This window comes from Frigoribacterium sp. PhB24 (assembly GCF_003755185.1).
In the GTDB taxonomy this organism is placed as follows: domain Bacteria; phylum Actinomycetota; class Actinomycetes; order Actinomycetales; family Microbacteriaceae; genus Frigoribacterium.
Window position 1 is genome coordinate 134,504 of sequence record NZ_RKIC01000014.1, and the last position, 19,022, is coordinate 153,525.

The following is a 19,022-nucleotide window of genomic DNA, read 5'->3' on the forward strand; positions in this document are numbered from 1 at the left end:
CACCGAACCGGTCGACAGGTGTCGCGGATCGTCGGAGCGTCAGAACTCGTCGGCGTCGAGGGGGATGCCCTCGGCCGGCTCGCCGGCCTGGGGTTCGACGCCCCGCAGCCGGTCGATGCGGGCCTCGATCTCGTCGACCAGGCGGTCGTCGGCGATCTCGGCCTCGTCGGTCTGCTCTTCGGAGACGAGCATCTGGCTCGCCGGGCCGAGCAGGATCTGGAACCGCTGGCGGACTCCACCGCGATCCATGCCCGGCAGGTCGACCATGTCGGACTTGTTCTGCAGCGCCAGCGCCCGCGCGTACTCGACGATGGCGGCCGCGATGCCGTCACCGGTGACCAGGTATTCGTCGGCGTAGTGGATGCGTTTCACCGGTGGTTCTCCCTGCAGTCGAGACGACTCGTCGTCGCGGATCACGCTACGCCGCAGGCATCTGGGAGAACACGTCGTCGGGGGACGTCCGCGCGCCGGAAGCGGGCAGAAGAAAAGCCACCCCGGAACATCTCTGGCGAGAGAGAGAACCGACGTGGCTTTCCGCGGAGCCGGTGGGATTTGAACCCACGGTTCCCACAAAGGGAACTCCACCTTAGCAGGGTGGTGCACTAGGCCGAACTATGCGACGGCTCCATGCGGCTCGCGAGCGAACGCGCAGGGACAAGCATAGCTGCCCGAGGGCCAGATGCCGAAACGGGCCCCGGGGTCGGTCGGACGTCGCGCACGGAGGGGCGTGCAGGGGCATGCAGGGGCGTGCACAGAACCACCCGTGCGCCACCCGCTCTGGGGGGCACCGTCGGCTTGTCGGCATTTGTGCGGACACATAGAGTACCCCTGACGCCGACGACGACCGAGGGGCCGGGGCCCGACAGCACGAGCCCGTTCACCCTTGCCGAACACGCCCCCCGACAGTCGCTCCGTCACGTACCCCATCATCGAGCGCCGCACCCGAACGGCTGCGTCCGAGGGGTTCGCCGCCGGCACCGACGCCGGCTCCCACACCCCCCTCGGTGCCGCACCCCTGATCCCGGCACCGCGGGGTTCTCATGCGTGCCGGTTCGGGCCGCCGCTTGAGGTCACCGGTCGTCCCGGCGAGCTGGTTACTCGCCGGGACGGCTCTTCGGCCGTCCGCCGCTGGTTCGAGCCGAACGCCTGCCGCTAGTTCGAGCCGAACGCCACCGAGCAGGTCTGGTCGGCGGCCGTCTGGCCGGTGAGGCCCTCGATCACCTCGGTCGTCGGCGCCGTGGTCGCCGCTCCCGCGCCCGGGTCGGTGGGCGCCGCCGTGTCGGCCGGAGCGGTCGTGTCGGCCGGAGCGCCCGGTGCCTGGCCCGCCGCGGAGCCGTCACCCGTGGCCGTGCTCTGCGAGCCGATGCCGGTGCTTCCCTCGGGGATCGAGAACGGCACGTCGGCGGCGATCGCGTCGAACAGGCGGGTCGCGACGGCCTTGTCCGGCTGCACCTTGCCCTCGTACACTCCCGAGCCGCCGGTCGTGCCGGGGTACTGCACGAAGTTGACGTCGTCGAGCGGCAGGTCACGCAGGGCGAGGCCGATCTGCACCATGGTGTCGATCTTCGTCAGCTGGTCGGAGAGGGTCATGTTGCTGGCCGCGGCGCGGGCCAGCGAGTAGAGCTTGGTGGGGTTGCTGAGCGTGTCGGCGCTCTTCACCGTCCGCAACAACGACGAGAGGTAGACCTGCTGGCTGCTGATGCGGCCGAGGTCCGACCCGTCGCCCACGCCGTGGCGGGTGCGCAGGAAGGCCAGGGCGTCGGCCCCGGACAGCACGGTCTCGCCGGCCGGGATGTCGAGACCCGTGTAGCGGTCCTTGATGGGGGTGGCGGCGCAGACGGGCACCCCGCCGATGGCGTTCGACATCTCGATGACGCCGTTGAACGAGATCATGCCCGCGAAGGGGATGTCGAGACCGGTCAGGCTCGACACGGTCGAGGCGACGCAGCTCAGACCGCCGTACGAGTAGGCCTCGTTGATGGGCCGGGCCGACATCGCCGAGTAGTACCCCGAGCCGTCCTCTTTCGCGCACGACGGGATGGGCACGACCATGTCTCGCGGGATGCTGACGGCCGTCGCGTTGGTGTGGTCGGCCGAGACGTGCAGCAGGATGTTGACGTCGTTCAGGGTGGCGTCGCGTTCGCCGAAGGCTCCCTGGTCTTGGCTGGCGTCGTTGTCCGTCCCGACGACCAGGATGTTGAAGCCGCCCTCGTATTCGCTGATCGACGGAGGCGCGGGCTTGGTGGTCTGGCCCTGCGCCGCCTGCAGCTCGACCCCCGTGCCGAGGTCGCTGCGCACCTGGTACGCCGCGATCGCGCCGACCGAGGCGCCGCTGACGAGCAACACGGCCACCGTGCCCGCGACCATCTTCGTGACGGCCCGCACCGCGCCTCCGCTCTTGAGTCGGCCGTGACGGGCGACTCCCGTCGACGCCGGGGCGGAACGACGGCCGGAACCGGTCGTCTCGGGTCGGGCAGCTCGGCGGCCACGGCCGGATCGGTCGCGAAGGTCGCTCACGCGGTGTCCTCTCGGTCATCGACGACGGTCGTCGGTCACTCGGCCTCGAGATGTCTCGCGGATCGAGCGGGCAGACGGGCGCCGTTCGGTGTACGGGCAGATGGAGATTCTACGCAGGCGGCCCTGAGCCGCCGCCGGGACTCAGCCGACCGCGCGGTTCGCGACGAGCTGCACGGCGTACGACGCATGCCACTGGCCGGCCGCCGGTCCCCCGTTGCACTGCCCGTCGCTGGCCCCGGGCGTCTTGATCCAGAGCAGGGCGTCGAGCTTCGTCGTGCCGGCCTGCACGGCGGGCACCGACCCCAGGCCGGCCCCGGGGGCGTTGCACCACGTGCCCTTCCAGCCGCGACCGTTGCGCGACGTGTCGATCACGTAGCGCGCGCCTCCCGTCGCCTGCGAGACCTTCTCGGCGTAGGCACGTTCGTTCTCGACCGGGTAGTAGTTCGAGACGTTGGTCGCGAAGCCACGGGCGCGGTCGACGCCCGCGGCCTCGAGGCGGGCGGCCATGGTCTGCGGCGGCACCCAGTTCGAGTTGCCGGCGTCGATGTACGCGGGCACCCCGGCGTCGGCGAGTGCCGCCACGGCCGCGGCGATGGTCGCCTCCCGGCCGTTCGTCTGGGTGGGGCAGGTGCTGATGAGGGCGAGGGCGTCGGGTTCGACGATCACGGACGCACGGTGGCCGGCCAGGCGTGAGGCGACGAGCTGGTTCCAGCGGAGGTAGGCCGCGTTGTCGGCGGAACCACCGGCCGAGTGGCTGCCGCAGTCGCGATTGGGGATGTTGTACGTGACGAAGACGGGCGTCGCTCCGACCTTCTCGGCGGCGGCGACCGTGCCGTCGATCTTCTTCACGAGCTGGGCGTCGGTGAACCAGCCCCCGAGCCAGGTCGCGACGGACTGCTGTGCGATCGTGCGCGCCGCCGCCGCCTCGGCCGTCCGACCCTGGGACGACAGGGCGTTCGCGGCACGAGCCGCCTCACCGCTGGGGTCGACGTAGAGCCCGCCCCGGTAGAGGGTCGTGCTGGGGGCGGTGCGGATGCTCTGGGGGGCGGCGGCCGGCGTCGTCGCCGTCGGGACCGTCGACGAGGCAGGGTCGGGCGACCCGGTCGCTCCGCGCTCACCGCGCGAGGTGAACGCGGCGATGGCGCGCTCGGCCGACTTCGTCGGCCGGACGGTCGGGCCGGACGCGGTCGTGGCCGAGGTCGGGGGTGATGCCGTGGCCGAGGCGGAGCGCGGCTCGACGGGGACGGCGTCAGCCCGAGCAGGCGCGACCACGAGGCCTGCCGCCAGGGCGACGGCGACGCCGATGACGACGGCGGCGCGGGTCGTCGGGGTCAGGTGGGTCATGGGTGTCGGTCCTGGGGGTCGGGGGCCCGGGCGGTGTTCGGCCCGCCCGGGTGCCGGTCGGTGCGGGGCCGCAGCGGGAGGCTCGAACAGTGCAACACGGAGGCACGGCGGCGTTCAGTCCCTGTTCGGGGGGACGGGGCGTTCCACTTCGGGGGGCAGCCGCCGTGACGGCCCTCGCGTCGACCGACCTGGGACACTGGACCGGCGGTCGCGGACGCTCCCGCACGCACCAGGCCCCGGAGGACCACATGAACGGCGAGACCAACCGAGACGCGTGGCGGGACTCGGTCGAGACCTGGCTCAAGGGCGACGAGCGCAACGACGTCTTCGACGGCTACCTCGACTGGTACCGCGCCCCCGTGATGGCCGACACCGACGACTGGACCCGCGACTTCTTCGTGCTGCCCGCCGTCGGCTCGGACGTGCTGCACAAGCACGCCGGGTTCGTCGACGGCGACTCCGCGGTCTCGGTCGACGACACCACCTGGCGCGAGCTCAGCACCCTGATCGGCGAGGCCTTCGCGACCTACGCCGCCGCCAAGCACTAGCCCCGTCCCCCCGAGGAGGCGCGGGCCGCGTCACCGGCCTCGCCTCACCTGGCGGAGGGCGTGACCCGTGTGGCGGAGGGCGTGGGATTCGAACCCACGAGACATCTCTGCCCACTTGTTTTCAAGACAAGCTCCATCGGCCGCTCGGACAGCCCTCCCGGTGGCCCGGCGAGCTACGCCGCCACGATGTGGACAACCCGCCACGTTTAAACGTGGCGTCGTGTCCATTTCGTGGCGGGATGCGCACCCGGCAACCGGGCACGAGCCTAGCAACTCAGCAGCGCCGTCGGCTCAGAGCGTGGCGAGCACCTCGGCGAGCCCGTCGTCGAGATCGCTGGACGTCCGTTCGTTGGCCACCGCGGCGACGTCGTCGGGCGCCTGTCCCATGGCGACCCCTCGGCCCTCGCCTGCTGCCCAGCGCAGCATGTCGATGTCGTTGCGTCCGTCGCCGGCGGCCAGCACCTGCGACCGCGGCACGTCGAGCCACCGTCGCACCCGTTCGAGCGCGGTCGCCTTGGTGACGCCGTCCGGGGCGATGTCGAGCCAGGCCGTCCAGCCGACGTTGTAGTTGACGTGCTGCAGGCCCATGCGCTCGACGACCGTGAGGAAGTCCTCGGTGTCGTGGTCGGGCGAGACGACGACCACGCGGGTGGCCGGCCGGCCGACGAGGTCGTCGAAGTCGACCTTCTCGGCGTTCAGGGCGGCGGCCGCGGCCGGGAACGACCCGCAGTACCGCAGCAGTCCCTCCTGGTCTTCGACGGCGTAGCCGGCTCCGGCGTCGGCCAGTGCCTCGCGGATCGTCGACAGCACCTGGGTCGGGTCGAACTCCTCGACGTGCACGCGGCGGTACCCGGTCGGGGCCGACTCGTCGCGGCCCAACGTGATCGCCCCGTTCGCGCAGACGACGTAGTCCGAGACGAGACCGAGACGCTCCATCACCGGCAGCGTCATCGACACCGAGCGCCCGGTCGCGATCATGACCTGGTGCCCCTGGTCGTGGAGGCGCGTGATCTCACCCAGGACGGCCTCGGAGATCGTGCCGTCCTCGGGCATGATCGTGCCGTCGACGTCGAGCGCGACGAGCCACCGGTCGGCGGCGGCCACGGGCTCGTCGTCGGGCCGGGGTACGGCGGAGGCCTGGCTCATGCGACCGGCTCGATGACCTCGAGGCCGCCGAGGTAGCCGCGCAACGCCTCGGGCACGACCACCGAGCCGTCGGCCTGCTGGTGCGTCTCGAGGATCGCGACCAGCCACCGCGTGGTCGCCAGGGTGCCGTTGAGGGTCGCGACCGGTGCGGTCTTGCCGCTCTCGGTGCGGTACCGGGTGTCGAGTCGACGCGCCTGGAACGTGGTGCAGTTCGAGGTGCTGCTCAGCTCGCGGTAGGTGCCCTGGGTCGGCACCCAGGCCTCGATGTCGAACTTGCGGGCGGCGCTCGAGCCGAGGTCGCCGGCCGCGACGTCGATGACGCGGTAGGTCAGGCCCAGCGCCTGCAGCATGCTCTCTTGGAAGCCCACGAGCGCGTCGTGCTCCGCCTCGGCCTGGTCGGGGTGCACGTAGCTGAACATCTCGAGCTTGTTGAACTGGTGGACGCGCAGGATGCCACGGTTGTCTTTGCCGGCGGCCCCGGCCTCGCGGCGGTAGCAGGTCGACCAGCCGGCGTAGCGGATCGGGCCCGCCTCGACGTCGAGGATCTCGTCCGAGTGGTACCCGGCGAGCGCGACCTCGCTCGTGCCGGTCAGGTACAGGTCGTCGGCGGGCAGGTGGTAGACCTCGTCGGCGTGCGAGCCCAGGAATCCCGTGCCCGCCATGACCTCGGGCCGCACGAGCGTCGGCGTGATCAGCGGTGTGAAGTCGTTCTTCAGCGCGAGGTCGAGGGCCATGTTCATCAGGCCGAGCTCGAGGCGGGCGCCGATGCCCCGCAAGAAGTAGAAGCGCGAGCCCGAGACCTTGGTGCCGCGCTTGATGTCGATGGCGCCGAGCTTCTCGCCGAGGTCGGCGTGGTCGAGCGGTTCGAAATCGAAGGAGGGGCGGGTGCCGTGCTCGCGGAGCGTCACGAAGTTCTCTTCGCCGCCCGAGGGCACGCCCTCGACGATCAGGTTGCCGATGCCGCGCGCGGCCGTGTCGTAGACCGCGTCGGCCTCGTTCGAGGCGACCTGCGCCTCCTTCACGCGGGCGGCGAGCTGCTGGGCCTGCGCGACGAGGGCCTTCTTCTCGTCTTTCGGGGCCTTGGCCACCGTCTTGCCGAAGGCGTTCTGCTCGGCGCGCAGGTCTTCGAAGGCGGCGATCGCGGCACGGCGGGCCTGGTCGGCCGCCACCGCGTCGTCGACCAGCGACTCGGAGTCGCCCCGGGCCCGCTGGCTCTGCTTGACGAGGTCGGGGGATTCACGAAGCAACTGGGGATCGATCACCCGCCCATCCTAGGCAACGGCACGTGCTCGGCCGACGTTCCGCACAGAGCCTTCGCCTTCTCGTTACCTCGCCGCGGCGCGTCCAATACGCTCGCCCCATGACCGCAACCTCCCCCGCCCCCGCCGAGCGCGCCTCGGCGCCCGAGCCCGAGACGGCTCGCCAGACCGCCGCGGTCGTCTACAACCCGATCAAGGTCGACCTCGACGCCATCAAGACGGCCGTCGAGCGCCACGAGTTCTCGAACGGCTGGGCTCCCACGAAGTTCTACGAGACCAGCAAAGAGGACCCGGGCGGCGAGGTCACCAAGCAGGCCCTGGCCGAGGGCGTCGACATGGTCATCGCCGCGGGCGGCGACGGCACCGTGCGTGCGGTGGCCGAGGCCCTGCAGGGCACCGACGCCTCGCTCGCGCTGCTGCCCTCGGGCACGGGCAACCTGCTGGCCCGCAACCTCGAGCTCTCGCTCGACAACCTCGACGACTCGATCGCCACGGCGTTCAGCGGTCGCGACCGCGACATCGACCTCGGCGTGGTCGACATCGAGCGTGAGGACGGCTCGCGCGAGACCAAGGCGTTCGTCGTCATGGCCGGCGTCGGGCTCGACGCGAAGATGCTCGCGAACACCAACGACGAGCTGAAGAAGCGCGTCGGCTGGCTCGCCTACGTCGACGCCATCGCCCGGGCGCTGCGCGACGACAACAAGATCGACGTCCGCTACGAGCTCGACGACGGCGGCCGCAAGACCATGCGCGCCCACACGATCATCGTCGGCAACTGCGGCCTGCTGCCCGCGAACATCATGCTGCTGCCCGACGCCGCGATCGACGACGGCATCTTCGACATCGTGGCGCTGCGCCCCGAAGGGTTCTTCGGCTGGGTGCAGATCTGGGTCAAGATCGTGTGGGAGAACGGCGTGCTGCGCCGCACCCAGGTCGGTCGCCGCATCCTCGCCGCGAACAGCCGCGAAGTGCGCACCCTGCGCTACAACAAGGGCAAGAAGCTCGTCGTGCGACTCGACTCCCCCCAGGACTTCGAAATCGACGGCGACTCGGTCGGCAAGGCCGTCGCCCTGCGCGCGGTCGTCGACCCGGGCGGCCTGACCGTCCGCGTGCCCGCCGACTCCTGATCAGCGGAGGCCGCTGATCAATCCGCGCAACCAGTCGCGGGCGTCGACGAACGCCTCGTCGTCGTGGCGCGGCGACACCTCGGCCGAGGCCCCGTCGGCGCGCGGGTACGACCCGAGGAACGTCACGTTCGGGCTGAACCGTTTGAGCCCGAGCAGGGCGTCGGCGACGCGTTCGTCGAGCACGTGCCCCTCGAGGTCGATCACGAACCGGTAGCGGCCGAGGGAGTCGCCGATCGGCCTCGACTGGATGAGGCTGAGGTTGATGCCGCGGGTGGCGAACTGCTCGAGCATGTCGACCAGGGCCCCCGAGCCGTCGGTCGGCAGCTCGACGATCAGGCTGGTCTTGTCGGCCCCGGTCGCGGGCGGCACGGGCACCGTGCGGCTGACCAGCACGAACCGGGTGACGGCCTGGTCGTTGTCGCCGATGTCGCGGGCCAGCACCTCGAGGTCGTGGTGGTCGGTGATCCCGGGAGGCGCGACCGCGGCGTCCGCGGAGCCCCCGGCCCCGCCCGACTCGAGCAGCGACGCGGCGGCGGCCACGTTCGACGACGCAGGCAGGTGCCCGTGGCCCGGCAGGTTCCGTTCGAGCCAGCGGTGGGTCTGGGCGTAGGCGACCGGGTGCGCGTTGACGACCCGCACCTCCTCGACGCGGGTGCCCGGCCGGGCGACGAGCACGAAGTTGACCCGCACGAGGTACTCGCCGACGATGCGCAGACCGGGCACGGTCGCGAGGGCGTCCTGCGTGGCGCTGACGCCGCCCTCGACGCTGTTCTCGATGGCGATCATCGCGGCGGTGCTGACGCCCGAGACGACGTCGGCCAGGGCCTCGCCGACGTTGTTGACGCTCTTCCAGTCGGCGCCGACGGCCTCGGGCACCTGCTTGAGCGCCGCCTCGGTGAAGGTGCCCGCGGGCCCGAGGTAGCTGTAGGTCGTCGAGGAGGCGCGGGTCGGCATGACGAGGAGCCTACTGAGAGCCGCCCGGGCACCGCGACGAAGGTCGGCGCCGGGTGCCAGGATGTCCCCATGACCGACCGTGCCGGAACCCCCGCAGAAGCCAGTGACCTGATCGACCCCGAAGAGGTGTCGGCCGCGTACTACGAGCTCGTGCCCGACGTCAGCAAGGTCGAGCAGAAGGTCGTCTTCGGCACGTCGGGCCACCGCGGCTCGTCCCTCGACGCCGCGTTCAACGAGACCCACATCGCCGCCATCACGCAGGCGATCGTCGAGTACCGCGCGGGCCAGGGCATCACCGGCCCGCTGTTCATCGGGCGCGACACGCACATCCTCAGCGGCCCGGCCGAGCGCACCGCGGTCGAGGTGCTCACCGGCAACGACGTGACGGTGCTGGCCGACGCCGAGGGCGGCTACGTCCCGACGCCCGCGCTCAGCCACGCGATCCTGGTCTACAACAACGACCCGGCGAACACCGACAAGGCCGACGGCATCGTCGTCACCCCCAGCCACAACCCGCCCCGCGACGGCGGCTTCAAGTACAACCCGCCGCACGGTGGACCGGCCGACAGCGACGCCACGAACTGGATCGCGAACCGCGCCAACGAGATCATCGCCGCCGGCAACGTCGACGTGAAGCGCGGCGTCGGCACCCCCGGCCGCCACGACTTCCTCCGCGGCTACGTGGGCGACCTCGTCAACATCATCGACATCGACGCCATCAAGAAGGCCGGCGTGAAGATCGGCGCCGACCCGCTCGGCGGCGCCAGCGTCGAGTACTGGGGCGCGATCCGCGACGTGTACGGCCTCGACCTGACCGTCACGAACCCGGGCGTCGACCCCACCTGGCGCTTCATGACGCTCGACTGGGACGGCAAGATCCGCATGGACCCGTCGAGCCCCTCGGCCATGGCCAGCGTCGTGCACCGCAAGGACGAGTTCGACGTGCTGACCGGCAACGACGCGGACGCCGACCGCCACGGCATCGTCACGCCCGACGGCGGCCTGATGAACCCGAACCACTACCTCGCCGTGGCCATCGACTACCTCTACACGCACCGCCCCGAGTGGCGCGACGACGCCGCGATCGGCAAGACCCTCGTCTCGTCGAGCATCATCGACAAGGTCGCCGAGTCGCACGGTCGTCGCCTGTGGGAGGTCCCGGTCGGGTTCAAGTGGTTCGTGCCCGGCCTGGTCGACGGCTCGGTCGCCTTCGGCGGGGAAGAGAGCGCCGGGGCGTCGTTCCTCCGTAAGGACGGCACCGTCTGGACGACCGACAAGGACGGCATCCTGCTCGCCCTGCTCGCCAGCGAGATCATCGCCGTCACCGGCAAGACCCCCTCGCAGCTCTACGCCGAGCTCGTCGAGAAGTTCGGCGACCCGGTCTACCAGCGGGTCGACGCGGCGGCGACCAAAGAGCAGAAGACCCGCCTGGGCAAGCTCGACGGCGACGCCATCGAGGCCACCGAGCTCGCCGGCGACCCCATCACGGCGAAACTCAGCAAGGCTCCGGGCAACGACGCGGCGGTCGGCGGCGTCAAGGTGGTCACCGACAAGGCCTGGTTCGCGGCCCGCCCGAGCGGCACCGAGGACGTCTACAAGATCTACGCCGAGTCGTTCGAGGGCCCTGAGCACCTCGCCCGGGTGCAGGCCGAGGCCAAGACGATCGTCGACGCCGCGCTCGGCGCCTGACCCGCGCCTCCTGCATCGCCCGACGGGCGTGTTCGTGGAGAGCGGGCGATCAGGGTCGCCCGTTCTCCACGAACACGCCCGTTCTGCTGTCCGCAGACCAGGCCGATGACGACGAGCTGCCAGCCCGTGGCGGGCTTCTCGTCGGTGGGCGGGCGTCGGACGAACACGGGCGTCAGCCGGCGTAGTCGGGGGCGGCGGGCAGGCCGAAGAACTCCTCGAGCGTGGTGACGCCCGTGTCGTGCATCTCGGTGGCGAGCGGCACGCCGACGTACCGGAAGTGCCACGGCTCGAACGTGAAGCCGGTCACGGCGACCTTGTCGGCCGGGTAGCGCAGCAAGAATCCGAAGCGCCACGCGTTGGCCGCCAGCCACTTCCCCTGGGGCGTGTCGCCGAAGCAGGCCTGCAGCGCGCAGCTCAGCGGCACGGGGCTGATGTCGAGGGCGAGCCCGGTCTGGTGCTCGCTGAAGCCGGGGCGGGCGCTCTGGGCGTCGGCCTGTGCCTGCCCGAGGCGCTGCACCCAGCCGGCGTACACGCTGACCTGGGTGTCGTACGAGCGGTACGCGCTCTGCACCTGGAACGACCCGGCCCCCTCGGCCTCGCCCGCCTGGAACATCGCGACGACCGCGGCGGCGGCCTCGGCCCGCAGGGTCGGCGGGTTCTGGTGGGTCACGTCGGGCGTGACGAGGTCGGCGGGGACGTAGTCGACCGGGTCCAGCGGCCGCAGCTTGTCGCTGACCACCCAGAGGCTGGCGGGGTCGTCGACCGACATGGCCGCCTTGTCGAACGCGGGTGTCGTGGGGGACGTAGGAGGCGCCTCCTCGGTCGGGGTCGGGGTGGGCGTGAGCGTCGGCGAGACGGTCGCGGCCGACGTGCTCGGGCTCGGCTCGGGCGCGCCCCCCGAGCACGCGGCCAGCAGACCGGTCGTCAGGACGACGGCCAGGACGGTCGTCGCGGGGCGGGGCGGAGGGCGGCGTCGGGACATCGCGTCGAGCCTAGTCACGAGCGTCGGCCGGGCATCGTCGGGCGGCGCGGGAACGTCGAGAACGCCCCGATCCTTCGTGTTGTCGAAATCTTGCCCGTGAAGTAACTTTGCGTACCGCGCAAGGTCCCGTCGCGCCTCCCCCACCAGACAGAAGAGACACCATGTCGAGCGCTGCCCCCGCCCCCACGACCACGGCCCCCGCCGAGCGCGAGGGCCTGATGACCCACCGCCAGATCCTGTACGTGATCTTCGGCCTCATGGCGGGCATGTTCCTCTCGGCCCTCGACCAGACGATCGTGGGCACCTCGATGCGGACGATCGCCGACGACCTCGACGGGCTCAGCCTGCAGGCCTGGGTGACGACCGCGTACCTGATCGTGTCGACCATCTCGACGCCGATCTACGGCAAGCTCAGCGACATCTTCGGGCGTCGGCCGTTGTTCTTGATCGCCATCACGATCTTCCTGCTGGGGTCGATCGCGGCGGGGTTCTCCGAGAGCATGTACCAGCTCGCCATCTTCCGCGCGATCCAGGGCATGGGCGCCGGTGGCCTCATGGCCCTGCCGCTCACGATCATGGGTGACATCCTCGCCCCGCGCGAGCGCGCCAAGTACCAGGGCTACTTCCTGGCCGTGTTCGGCATCTCGAGCGTCATCGGCCCGCTCGTCGGCGGGCTGTTCGCCGGAGCCGACCAGATCCTCTTCGTCACCGGGTGGCGCTGGGTCTTCCTGATCAACGTCCCCATCGGCATCGTGGCGCTGTTCATCGTCGTGCGCTTCCTGCACATCCCGGGCCAGAAACGACGCGAGAACGTGCGCATCGACTGGTTCGGCGCCGCGGCCGTCATCGTCGCCGCCGTGCCGCTGCTGCTGGTGGCCGAGCAGGGCCGCACCTGGGGGTGGAGTTCACCCGGGGCCTTCGCCTGCTACGCGATCGGGGCCGTCGGCATCGTCGCCTTCGTCGTGATCGAGCGGTCGATGGGCGACGACGCGCTGATCCCGCTCAAGCTGTTCCGCAACCCCACCTTCTCGATGGCGACCGTGCTCGGCGTGCTGGTCGGCTTCGGCATGTTCGGCGCCCTGCTGACGGTGCCGCTCTACCTCCAGCTCGTGAACGGCGCGACGCCGACCGAGAGCGGCTTCCAGATGCTGCCGATGATCGCGGGCCTGATGATCTCGTCCATCGTCGCCGGCCAGCTCATCTCCCGCACGGGCAAGTACAAGATCTTCCCGATCACGGGCACGGCGTTCATGGCCGCCGGGTTCTTCTGGTTCACGAACCTCTCGTTCGACAAGCCGTACTGGTTCATGATGGTCGGCATGCTGCTCGTCGGCCTGGGTCTCGGGCAGCTGATGCAGACCCTGACCATCGCGTCGCAGAACTCGGTCGGCGCCCGCGACATCGGCGTGGCGACCTCGGCGTCGACGTTCTTCCGCCAGATCGGCGGCACCCTCGGCACGGCCGTGCTGTTCTCCGTGCTCTTCAGCCGCATCCCGCAGACGATCGCCGCCGCGTTCACCGACTCGAGCCTGCAGGGCCGAGCCCAAGCCGCCCTCGCCGACCAGTCGGTGCTGACCGACCCCGCCAACGCGGCGATCCTCAAGCTCTACCAAGCGGCCGGCAGCGGTGACACGTCGCAGGTCGGCGGTGCGCTCGACGGCAACACGTCCTTCCTGAACACGGCCGACCGCCGCCTCGCCGCGCCGTTCCTCGACGGATTCGCGAACGCGGCCGTGACCGTGTTCTGGGTCGCCCTCGCGGTCGTGCTCGTGGCCTTCGCGCTGAGCTTCTTCCTCAAGGCCACGCCCCTGCGCCAGAAGTCGGCCATCGACGAGGCGGCCGACGACGCCCGGGCCGTCGCCGCCGACGCCGCGCTCTCGGCCCAGGCCGCCGCGGCTCGGACCGGTTCGCTCGTCGCACCCGACACGGGAGCGGTCGGTGTCGTGCCGGCGGACGAGCGACGCGCGGACGAGCGACGCGGGGACGAGTCACCCCGCCCCTGACCCGGGGCGGGCGGACCACCGGATGCGCCCGAGCTGGTGTCGCGACACGGCACGTGTCGGGTAACGTTCCCTCGACGGCGCTTCGGTGCCGAACGGTTCGTCACGTGTCCGGCGTTCCCTGCCCGTGAAGCTCACGCGGGAGGCGAGACGACCGAAGGCCGCACGCCCCTCGGGTGTGCGGCCTTTCTCCGTCACGGGACGCCCCACCGGATCGATTCCCTGCGTGAAGCTCTGGTCGACACGGCGGGACGCCTCTGCCCACTCGAGGCGGACTCCTCCAACCTAGAACGGGCGTGCCGAGCGGCACAGGGGTTGACAACGGAGGAAACGCCTGGTCACCCACCACTTTTTAGCTAGACGACCTAGCAATGGGGGCTAGACTCCGATCATGCCCGATCAGCACGCCACCGCCGCGCCCTTCGACGCGTCCGGCTATTGGTACAGCAGCAGCACCGAAGAGCGTGGTGTCACCGTGCTGAACACGCTGCGTGCGTACCGCGCCGCCGAGGTCGCGATGCGGGCCCGCACCCGCAAGTCGATGAAGATGAACGACACCGACCTCGCCGCCCTGCGCTTCCTGTTGCGGGCCCAACGCCGTGGCGAGCCCGTCAGCGCGAAAGAACTCGCCGCCCAGCTGAAGATCACCTCGGCCTCGACCTCGGTCCTCATCAACCGACTCGTCGCGAGCGGGCACATGCTGCGACACTCGCACCCGTCCGACAAGCGCGCGGTCCTGCTGACCGCCACGGGCGACTCGAACTCCGAGGTGCGCGACACCATGGCCGCCATGCACGCCCGCATGATCTCGACCGCCGAGTCGCTTGACGCCGACCAGGCCGCCGTGGTCGTGGGGTTCCTGCAGCGGATGACCGCGGCGATCGAGATCGACGACCACCACGTCGACGGCGGGCCCAGCTCCGCCGCCACCGTCGACCCGGCCTCCTGACGCTCGACACCCGCGCCCACCCCGCAGGCCTCTCCTAGCCGCTGTGCGAACAGCTGGTGAACTGACTAGATGGACTAGTCACCACCGTGACATGCTCACGGAACGGCACCGATTCACGGCGGTGTCGCGACAGTCCGAAGAAATCCCGTCGTTCCGCCAGGCATCGCAGGGGTGCCAGAGACGAGCCGAACATGACCACGATCGACGTCGCTCGCAGCGACCGTTCCGCCTCCGCCCGCAGTGCCTTCTCGGAGGTGCGCGACACGGCCCGACAGCGCACGCTCGCCGTCATCGCGACGGCCGCCACCGGGGCGAGCGCCAGCCTCGTCGCCGCCCTGCTGCTCGCGCTCGGCGTGATCCGATGACCGACTCGTCGGTTCTCTCCACCCGGCGGATGCAGGGCCTCACCCACGAGCGGCTCGTGTCGTTCGTCCGGGGATCGGTGACGACGGCCGTCCCGACGACCGAACTGCGCGAGCTCAGGCCGTCGCGACCCGTGCCGTCGGGAGCCGCTTGCGCATGACGGCCACCGCCTCCTCGTTGCTGTCGACGAGCAGGTAGCGTCGACCGAGGGCCTCGGCCACGGCACCGGTCGTGCCGCTGCCGGCGAAGAAGTCGAGGACCCAGTCGCCCTCTCGGCTCGAGGCCTGGACGATGCGCCGCAGCACGCCTTCGGGCTTCTGCGTCGGGTAGCCGGTCTTCTCCCGGCCCGTCGGCGACACGATGGTGTGCCACCAGACGTCGGTCGGCAGCTTTCCGCGCGCAACCTTCTCGGGCGTCACCAGACCCGGCGCCATGTAGGGCTCGCGGTCGACGGCGGTGGAGTCGAAGTGGTACCTCGTGGGGTCCTTGACGTAGACCAGGATCGTGTCGTGCTTGGTCGGCCACCGGTTGCGGCTCTTGGCGCCGTAGTCGTAGGCCCAGATGATCTCGTTGAGGAAGCAGTCGCGCCCGAAGAGAGCGTCGAGCAGCACCTTCGCGTAGTGCGCCTCGCGGTAGTCCAGGTGCAGGTAGAGCGTGCCGTCCCGGGCGAGCAGTCGCCAGGCCTCGGCCAGGCGCGGCTCGAGGAACGACCAGTAGTCCTCGAACCGGTCGTCGTACCCCATCAGGTCGCCGCGGATGCGTTCGTACCGCACGCCCTTGAAGCCCGTGACCGAGGTGACCGAGTCCTCGGCGCTGCGCACCGACGTCGTCGACCGGCGTCGTTGCTGCCGTCCCGTGTTGAACGGAGGGTCGAGGTAGACGATCGTGAAGCCGCCGTCGGGCAGCTGCGCCGTGACGTCGAGGTTGTCGCCGTGGACCACGAGGCTCGGGGAGGCGGTGGTCCAGTCGAGAGGCATCCGACCATTCTGCTGCCTGCCGGGCGTCGACCGGTGCCCGACTCCCGGCCGAGGGCGCGTAGCGTGTCGGGATGACCATCGAGGTAGAGAACCGCCCCACCCAGAACCAGTACGCCCTCGTCGAGGACGGCGAGACCGTCGGCTTCGCGGCCTACGACGTCGTCGGCCACGACATCCGCTTCACCCACACCGAGATCGAGCCCAGCCGGCGCTCCACGGGTCTCGGCGCCCGGCTCGTCCAGGGCGCCCTCGACGACGTCCGGGCGAACACCGACCTGCGCGTCGTGCCGCTCTGCCCGTTCGTGGTCGACTTCGTCGAGGACCACGTCGACTACCGCGAGCTGCTCGACCGCTGACACGACCCGCCCGCCGAGGTGGACGCCGGGCAGGAGGCGCGGGTCGCTTCGACGACGCCCGTCGCGTGCTCAGGGCACGCGTGCCAGCCACTCGGGCGTGGCGAACTTCGAGGTGACGAGCTGCTCGGCCTTGTCGAGCTCGGCCTCGGTGACGTGGCCCTCGGTCGCGCCGTAGAGCCCGGTGAACGTCTGCTTGAGTCGCTCGATGATCTCGGATCGCGCCAGGCCGGTCTGGCTGCGCAACGGGTCGACCCGCTTGGCGGCGCTGGTGGTGCCCTTGTCGCTCATCTTCTCGCGGCCGATGCGCAGGACCTGCACCATCTTGTCGCCGTCCATGTCGTACGACATGGTGGCGTGGTGCAGCAGGGCCCCGTTGCCGAGTCGCTTCTGCGCTGCCCCGCCGATCTTGCCCTTGGCACTCGTGATGTCGTTCAGCGGTTGGTAGAACGCGTCGATGCCGAGCGACTTGAGGGCGGTGATGACCCATTCGTCGAGGTACGCGTACGAGTCGGCGAAGCTCATGCCCTGCACGAGCTCACCCGGGGCGTAGAGCGAGTAGGTGACGATCGACTGGGCGTCCATGAACATGGCACCGCCGCCGCTGATCCGCCGGACGACCTCGAAGCCGTACCGGGATGCGTTCTCGAGGTCGACCTCGTTCTTCAGCGACTGGAAGCTGCCGATGACCACGGCCGGCTGGTCCCACTCCCAGAAGCGCAGCGTCGGCCCGCGACGACCCGCACCCACCTCTTCGGTGAGCACCTGGTCGAGGGCGAGGTGCACGTTGGGCGACACCGGGGCGTCGTGGATGATCTGCCAGTCGTAGTCACGCCAGTCCGTCGCCTTCGAGAGGCTGCGCCGGATCGCCACGGCGATCGCCTCGGGCGAGAAGCCCAGCAGCACGGCGTCGGGCGGCAGCCCCTGCCGGATCGTCGACGCGATCGTCGACGCGTCGGACTCGACCGGCAGACCGTTCACGGCCCGGTCGATGGCGTCGAGGGCGGTGTCGGGCTCGAGGAAGAAGTCGCCGGCGAGCCGGAACCCGGCGATGCGCCCCTCTCTGACGTCGAGGTCGACGACCACGAGCTTTCCGCCTGGGACCTTGTACTCACCGTGCATGGACGCAGCCTATGCCTGGTGCCCCACACGGTCGTCGAGCCACCGCACCAGGTCGGCCACCACCTCGTCGCGGTTGGTCTCGCGGAACACCTCGTGCCGGGCGCCCCGGTAGACCACGAGCTCGACGTCGCTGAGCCGGCTGCGGTTGACGTACGCGTCGGCGAGCTTGCGGGCGCTGGCCTCGCCGCCGAGCGGGTCGTCGTCGCCGACGAGGACGAGCACGGGCAGGTCGCTCGCGAGCCGGGTCGACGGGCGGCCCATCAGGCGCAGCGTGTCGGCCGTGCCGAACAGCTGCCGGGCCGTCGCCTGCACCGACAGGGGATCGGCGGCCATGGCGTCCACCACGGCCTGGTCACGGCTGAGCCACTCGTAGCCGGTGTCGCCGAGGCGGGCGTGCCGGGCGTTCAGGTCGCCCGCGTTCATGCTGCCGGGCATGCGGTACGCCGTGCCGCTCAGCACGACGGCGTCGAACCGGTTCGACCCCTCGTCGACGAGCTTCTGCGCCATCAACGAACCCCACGAGTGCCCGAGCAGCACGAGCGGCGAGCCGGGGTTCTCGGAGCGCGCGATGCCCGTCAACCGGACCACCGCCTCCATCGCCCCGCGCAGCCCCGACGGGCCGAGGCGGCCGAGCTTCGTGTGGTCGCCGCCCCACTGGCCGAGGCCGGTCTCGCCGTGGCCGAGGTGGTCGTTCGCGTAGACCGTGTAGCCGGCTCGCACGAGGTCTTGCGCGAGGTCGTCGTAGCGCAGGGCGTACTCGCCCAGGCCGTGCGCGATCTGCACCACGGCCTTGGGCGCCGCGGCCTTCCAGACGTAGTAGTGCACGGTCACGCCGTGGGCGTCGGTGAACTCGTAATCGCCTCGGGCGGCGGAGAAGGTGGGCACGGAACCAGTCTCCCATCACCGGCCCGCCCCCGGGTCGAGACGTCACGACGTGCCGCTCACCTCCTGGCGTGAGCGGCACGTCGTGTCATCTCGGCGTACTGGGGCGGGGCAGGACGGGGCAGTGCCGTCAGCGGCGGGCGTCGACGTCGGTGCGCACGACACCGAACGCCTGGTCCAGGTCGACGTCGACCTCGGTGCCGTCGTCGAGGCGCACGTCGACCTCGTAGGCCACGCCGGCGTCGTCGCTGCGGTCGGCATCGGTCACCGTGCCCCCACCGGCGGCGGCGAGGGCGGCGGCCGCGGCCCGGTCGTAGTCGGCGCCGGTCAGGTCGGCGCGGGTCGAGTCGTCGCGGGTCGAGTCGTCGTCGCGGGTCGAGTCGTCGTCGCGGGTCGAGTCGTCGTCGCGGGTCGAGTCGTCGACCGAGTCGTCTCGCCCCGAACCCGCGACGGGCGTCGGGGTGGCACCGGACCCTCGTGAGTCGTCGTCGACGCGGCTCGAGGTCACGGCGTAGTCGCCGTCGAGCATCACCTTGGCCTCGCGCCCGTCCGGCAGGACGACCTCGACCTCGTAGCCGACGAGCCCGTCGTCGAGGGTGTCCACCTCGGTGACGGTGCCGCCGCCGGTCTCGGCGAGCGCCGCCTCCTGGGCCCGGTCGCGGGTCTGCGCGGGCACGCCGTCGTCGTCGAGACCCGACGCGAGGGCGACCCCTCCGCCACCGAGGACGAGCACCCCGGCGATGCCGCCGGCGATGAGCAGGGACTTCTTCGTGGTGAGGGTGTTCTTCAGCATGATCCGCTCCGTTCGTG

18 protein-coding genes and 2 tRNA genes are annotated in these 19,022 nt (G+C 70.8%); 7 read left to right on the forward strand and 13 right to left on the reverse strand.

Annotation, left to right across the window (positions count from 1 at the left end; genetic code table 11):
- Positions 1 to 39 precede the first annotated feature (39 nt).
- From EDF50_RS13675 to EDF50_RS13690, 4 genes are all read right to left on the reverse strand, one after another.
- A complete protein-coding gene (locus EDF50_RS13675) occupies positions 40 to 372 on the reverse strand; it encodes a hypothetical protein (RefSeq protein WP_148076843.1) in 333 nt (110 codons plus the stop codon).
- Positions 373 to 537: 165 nt separating this feature from the next.
- Positions 538 to 627: transfer RNA gene (locus EDF50_RS13680), tRNA-Ser, on the reverse strand.
- Between the two features lie 525 nt (positions 628 to 1,152).
- Entirely contained in the window at positions 1,153 to 2,517 is a 1,365-nt protein-coding gene (locus EDF50_RS13685) for an LCP family protein (protein ID WP_123520071.1), read from the reverse strand.
- Between the two features lie 141 nt (positions 2,518 to 2,658).
- Positions 2,659 to 3,861: a glycoside hydrolase family 6 protein gene (locus EDF50_RS13690; RefSeq protein WP_123520072.1), complete on the reverse strand. Its 1,203-nt coding sequence runs from the start codon at positions 3,859 to 3,861 to the stop codon at positions 2,659 to 2,661.
- 248 nt (positions 3,862 to 4,109) lie between these two features.
- Here EDF50_RS13690 and EDF50_RS13695 point away from each other — a divergent pair, with 248 nt between their 5' ends.
- Entirely contained in the window at positions 4,110 to 4,409 is a 300-nt protein-coding gene (locus EDF50_RS13695) for a hypothetical protein (RefSeq protein ID WP_148076844.1), read from the forward strand.
- 70 nt (positions 4,410 to 4,479) lie between these two features.
- On the opposite strand, the gene EDF50_RS13700 is transcribed toward EDF50_RS13695, so the two are convergent.
- The 3 genes from EDF50_RS13700 to serS form a co-directional block, all read right to left on the reverse strand.
- A tRNA-Ser gene (locus EDF50_RS13700) sits at positions 4,480 to 4,567 on the reverse strand.
- A gap of 133 nt (positions 4,568 to 4,700) precedes the next feature.
- Positions 4,701 to 5,555: an HAD family hydrolase gene (locus EDF50_RS13705; protein ID WP_199738796.1), complete on the reverse strand. Its 855-nt coding sequence runs from the start codon at positions 5,553 to 5,555 to the stop codon at positions 4,701 to 4,703.
- Positions 5,552 to 6,817, reverse strand: a complete 1,266-nt coding sequence (serS, locus tag EDF50_RS13710) for a serine--tRNA ligase (RefSeq protein WP_123520074.1) — start codon at positions 6,815 to 6,817, stop codon at positions 5,552 to 5,554. The genes EDF50_RS13705 and serS overlap by 4 nt, the downstream gene beginning before the upstream one ends.
- A gap of 98 nt (positions 6,818 to 6,915) precedes the next feature.
- On the opposite strand from serS, the gene EDF50_RS13715 reads away from it, so the two are divergent.
- A complete protein-coding gene (locus EDF50_RS13715; protein WP_123520075.1) occupies positions 6,916 to 7,941 on the forward strand; it encodes a diacylglycerol kinase family protein in 1,026 nt (341 codons plus the stop codon).
- Here the strand turns inward: EDF50_RS13715 and pheA are convergent, their stop codons facing one another.
- Positions 7,942 to 8,895, reverse strand: a complete 954-nt coding sequence (gene pheA, locus EDF50_RS13720; protein ID WP_123520076.1) for a prephenate dehydratase — start codon at positions 8,893 to 8,895, stop codon at positions 7,942 to 7,944.
- 69 nt (positions 8,896 to 8,964) lie between these two features.
- Between pheA and pgm the strand changes: the two genes are divergently transcribed.
- The gene (gene pgm / locus EDF50_RS13725) at positions 8,965 to 10,584 is read left to right on the forward strand and encodes a phosphoglucomutase (alpha-D-glucose-1,6-bisphosphate-dependent) (RefSeq protein WP_123520077.1); all 1,620 of its coding nucleotides are present in this window, start codon (positions 8,965 to 8,967) and stop codon (positions 10,582 to 10,584) included.
- Positions 10,585 to 10,756: 172 nt separating this feature from the next.
- Here the strand turns inward: pgm and EDF50_RS13730 are convergent, their stop codons facing one another.
- Positions 10,757 to 11,566: a M15 family metallopeptidase gene (locus EDF50_RS13730; protein WP_123520078.1), complete on the reverse strand. Its 810-nt coding sequence runs from the start codon at positions 11,564 to 11,566 to the stop codon at positions 10,757 to 10,759.
- A 161-nt stretch (positions 11,567 to 11,727) separates the two neighbouring features.
- Here EDF50_RS13730 and EDF50_RS13735 point away from each other — a divergent pair, with 161 nt between their 5' ends.
- The 3 genes from EDF50_RS13735 to EDF50_RS16715 all read left to right on the forward strand — a co-directional run bounded on the left by EDF50_RS13735 (position 11,728) and on the right by EDF50_RS16715 (position 14,880).
- A complete protein-coding gene (locus EDF50_RS13735; RefSeq protein WP_233570644.1) occupies positions 11,728 to 13,569 on the forward strand; it encodes an MDR family MFS transporter in 1,842 nt (613 codons plus the stop codon).
- Between the two features lie 388 nt (positions 13,570 to 13,957).
- The gene (locus EDF50_RS13740) at positions 13,958 to 14,515 is read left to right on the forward strand and encodes a MarR family winged helix-turn-helix transcriptional regulator (RefSeq protein ID WP_123520079.1); all 558 of its coding nucleotides are present in this window, start codon (positions 13,958 to 13,960) and stop codon (positions 14,513 to 14,515) included.
- Positions 14,516 to 14,706: 191 nt separating this feature from the next.
- Positions 14,707 to 14,880, forward strand: a complete 174-nt coding sequence (locus EDF50_RS16715; protein ID WP_158612730.1) for a hypothetical protein — start codon at positions 14,707 to 14,709, stop codon at positions 14,878 to 14,880.
- Positions 14,881 to 14,994: 114 nt separating this feature from the next.
- Here EDF50_RS16715 and EDF50_RS13745 read toward each other — a convergent pair whose 3' ends face one another.
- Positions 14,995 to 15,855: a site-specific DNA-methyltransferase gene (locus EDF50_RS13745; protein ID WP_123520080.1), complete on the reverse strand. Its 861-nt coding sequence runs from the start codon at positions 15,853 to 15,855 to the stop codon at positions 14,995 to 14,997.
- A gap of 71 nt (positions 15,856 to 15,926) precedes the next feature.
- Here EDF50_RS13745 and EDF50_RS13750 point away from each other — a divergent pair, with 71 nt between their 5' ends.
- Positions 15,927 to 16,211: a GNAT family N-acetyltransferase gene (locus EDF50_RS13750; RefSeq protein WP_123520081.1), complete on the forward strand. Its 285-nt coding sequence runs from the start codon at positions 15,927 to 15,929 to the stop codon at positions 16,209 to 16,211.
- A 69-nt stretch (positions 16,212 to 16,280) separates the two neighbouring features.
- On the opposite strand, the gene EDF50_RS13755 is transcribed toward EDF50_RS13750, so the two are convergent.
- The 3 genes from EDF50_RS13755 to EDF50_RS13765 all read right to left on the reverse strand — a co-directional run bounded on the left by EDF50_RS13755 (position 16,281) and on the right by EDF50_RS13765 (position 19,005).
- A complete protein-coding gene (locus EDF50_RS13755) occupies positions 16,281 to 17,330 on the reverse strand; it encodes a biotin/lipoate A/B protein ligase family protein (RefSeq protein ID WP_123520082.1) in 1,050 nt (349 codons plus the stop codon).
- Between the two features lie 9 nt (positions 17,331 to 17,339).
- Entirely contained in the window at positions 17,340 to 18,215 is an 876-nt protein-coding gene (locus EDF50_RS13760; protein ID WP_123520083.1) for an alpha/beta fold hydrolase, read from the reverse strand.
- A 127-nt stretch (positions 18,216 to 18,342) separates the two neighbouring features.
- On the reverse strand, positions 18,343 to 19,005 hold the full coding sequence (locus EDF50_RS13765; RefSeq protein WP_123520084.1) for a PepSY domain-containing protein: 663 nt from the start codon (positions 19,003 to 19,005) through the stop codon (positions 18,343 to 18,345).
- Positions 19,006 to 19,022 lie beyond the last annotated feature (17 nt).

Excerpts from the sequence above, each read along its gene's own strand:
- EDF50_RS13690 (WP_123520072.1), bottom strand. The coding sequence starts at position 3,861 with ATGACCCACCTGACCCCGACGACCCGCGCCGCCGTCGTCATCGGCGTC.
- EDF50_RS13695 (WP_148076844.1), top strand. The coding sequence starts at position 4,110 with ATGAACGGCGAGACCAACCGAGACGCGTGGCGGGACTCGGTCGAGACC.
- EDF50_RS13705 (WP_199738796.1), bottom strand. The coding sequence starts at position 5,555 with ATGAGCCAGGCCTCCGCCGTACCCCGGCCCGACGACGAGCCCGTGGCC.
- EDF50_RS13715 (WP_123520075.1), top strand. The coding sequence starts at position 6,916 with ATGACCGCAACCTCCCCCGCCCCCGCCGAGCGCGCCTCGGCGCCCGAG.
- pheA (WP_123520076.1), bottom strand. The coding sequence starts at position 8,895 with ATGCCGACCCGCGCCTCCTCGACGACCTACAGCTACCTCGGGCCCGCG.
- pgm (WP_123520077.1), top strand. The coding sequence starts at position 8,965 with ATGACCGACCGTGCCGGAACCCCCGCAGAAGCCAGTGACCTGATCGAC.
- EDF50_RS13730 (WP_123520078.1), bottom strand. The coding sequence starts at position 11,566 with ATGTCCCGACGCCGCCCTCCGCCCCGCCCCGCGACGACCGTCCTGGCC.
- EDF50_RS13735 (WP_233570644.1), top strand. The coding sequence starts at position 11,728 with ATGTCGAGCGCTGCCCCCGCCCCCACGACCACGGCCCCCGCCGAGCGC.
- EDF50_RS13740 (WP_123520079.1), top strand. The coding sequence starts at position 13,958 with ATGCCCGATCAGCACGCCACCGCCGCGCCCTTCGACGCGTCCGGCTAT.
- EDF50_RS16715 (WP_158612730.1), top strand. The coding sequence starts at position 14,707 with ATGACCACGATCGACGTCGCTCGCAGCGACCGTTCCGCCTCCGCCCGC.
- EDF50_RS13745 (WP_123520080.1), bottom strand. The coding sequence starts at position 15,855 with ATGCCTCTCGACTGGACCACCGCCTCCCCGAGCCTCGTGGTCCACGGC.
- EDF50_RS13750 (WP_123520081.1), top strand. The coding sequence starts at position 15,927 with ATGACCATCGAGGTAGAGAACCGCCCCACCCAGAACCAGTACGCCCTC.
- EDF50_RS13755 (WP_123520082.1), bottom strand. The coding sequence starts at position 17,330 with ATGCACGGTGAGTACAAGGTCCCAGGCGGAAAGCTCGTGGTCGTCGAC.
- EDF50_RS13765 (WP_123520084.1), bottom strand. The coding sequence starts at position 19,005 with ATGCTGAAGAACACCCTCACCACGAAGAAGTCCCTGCTCATCGCCGGC.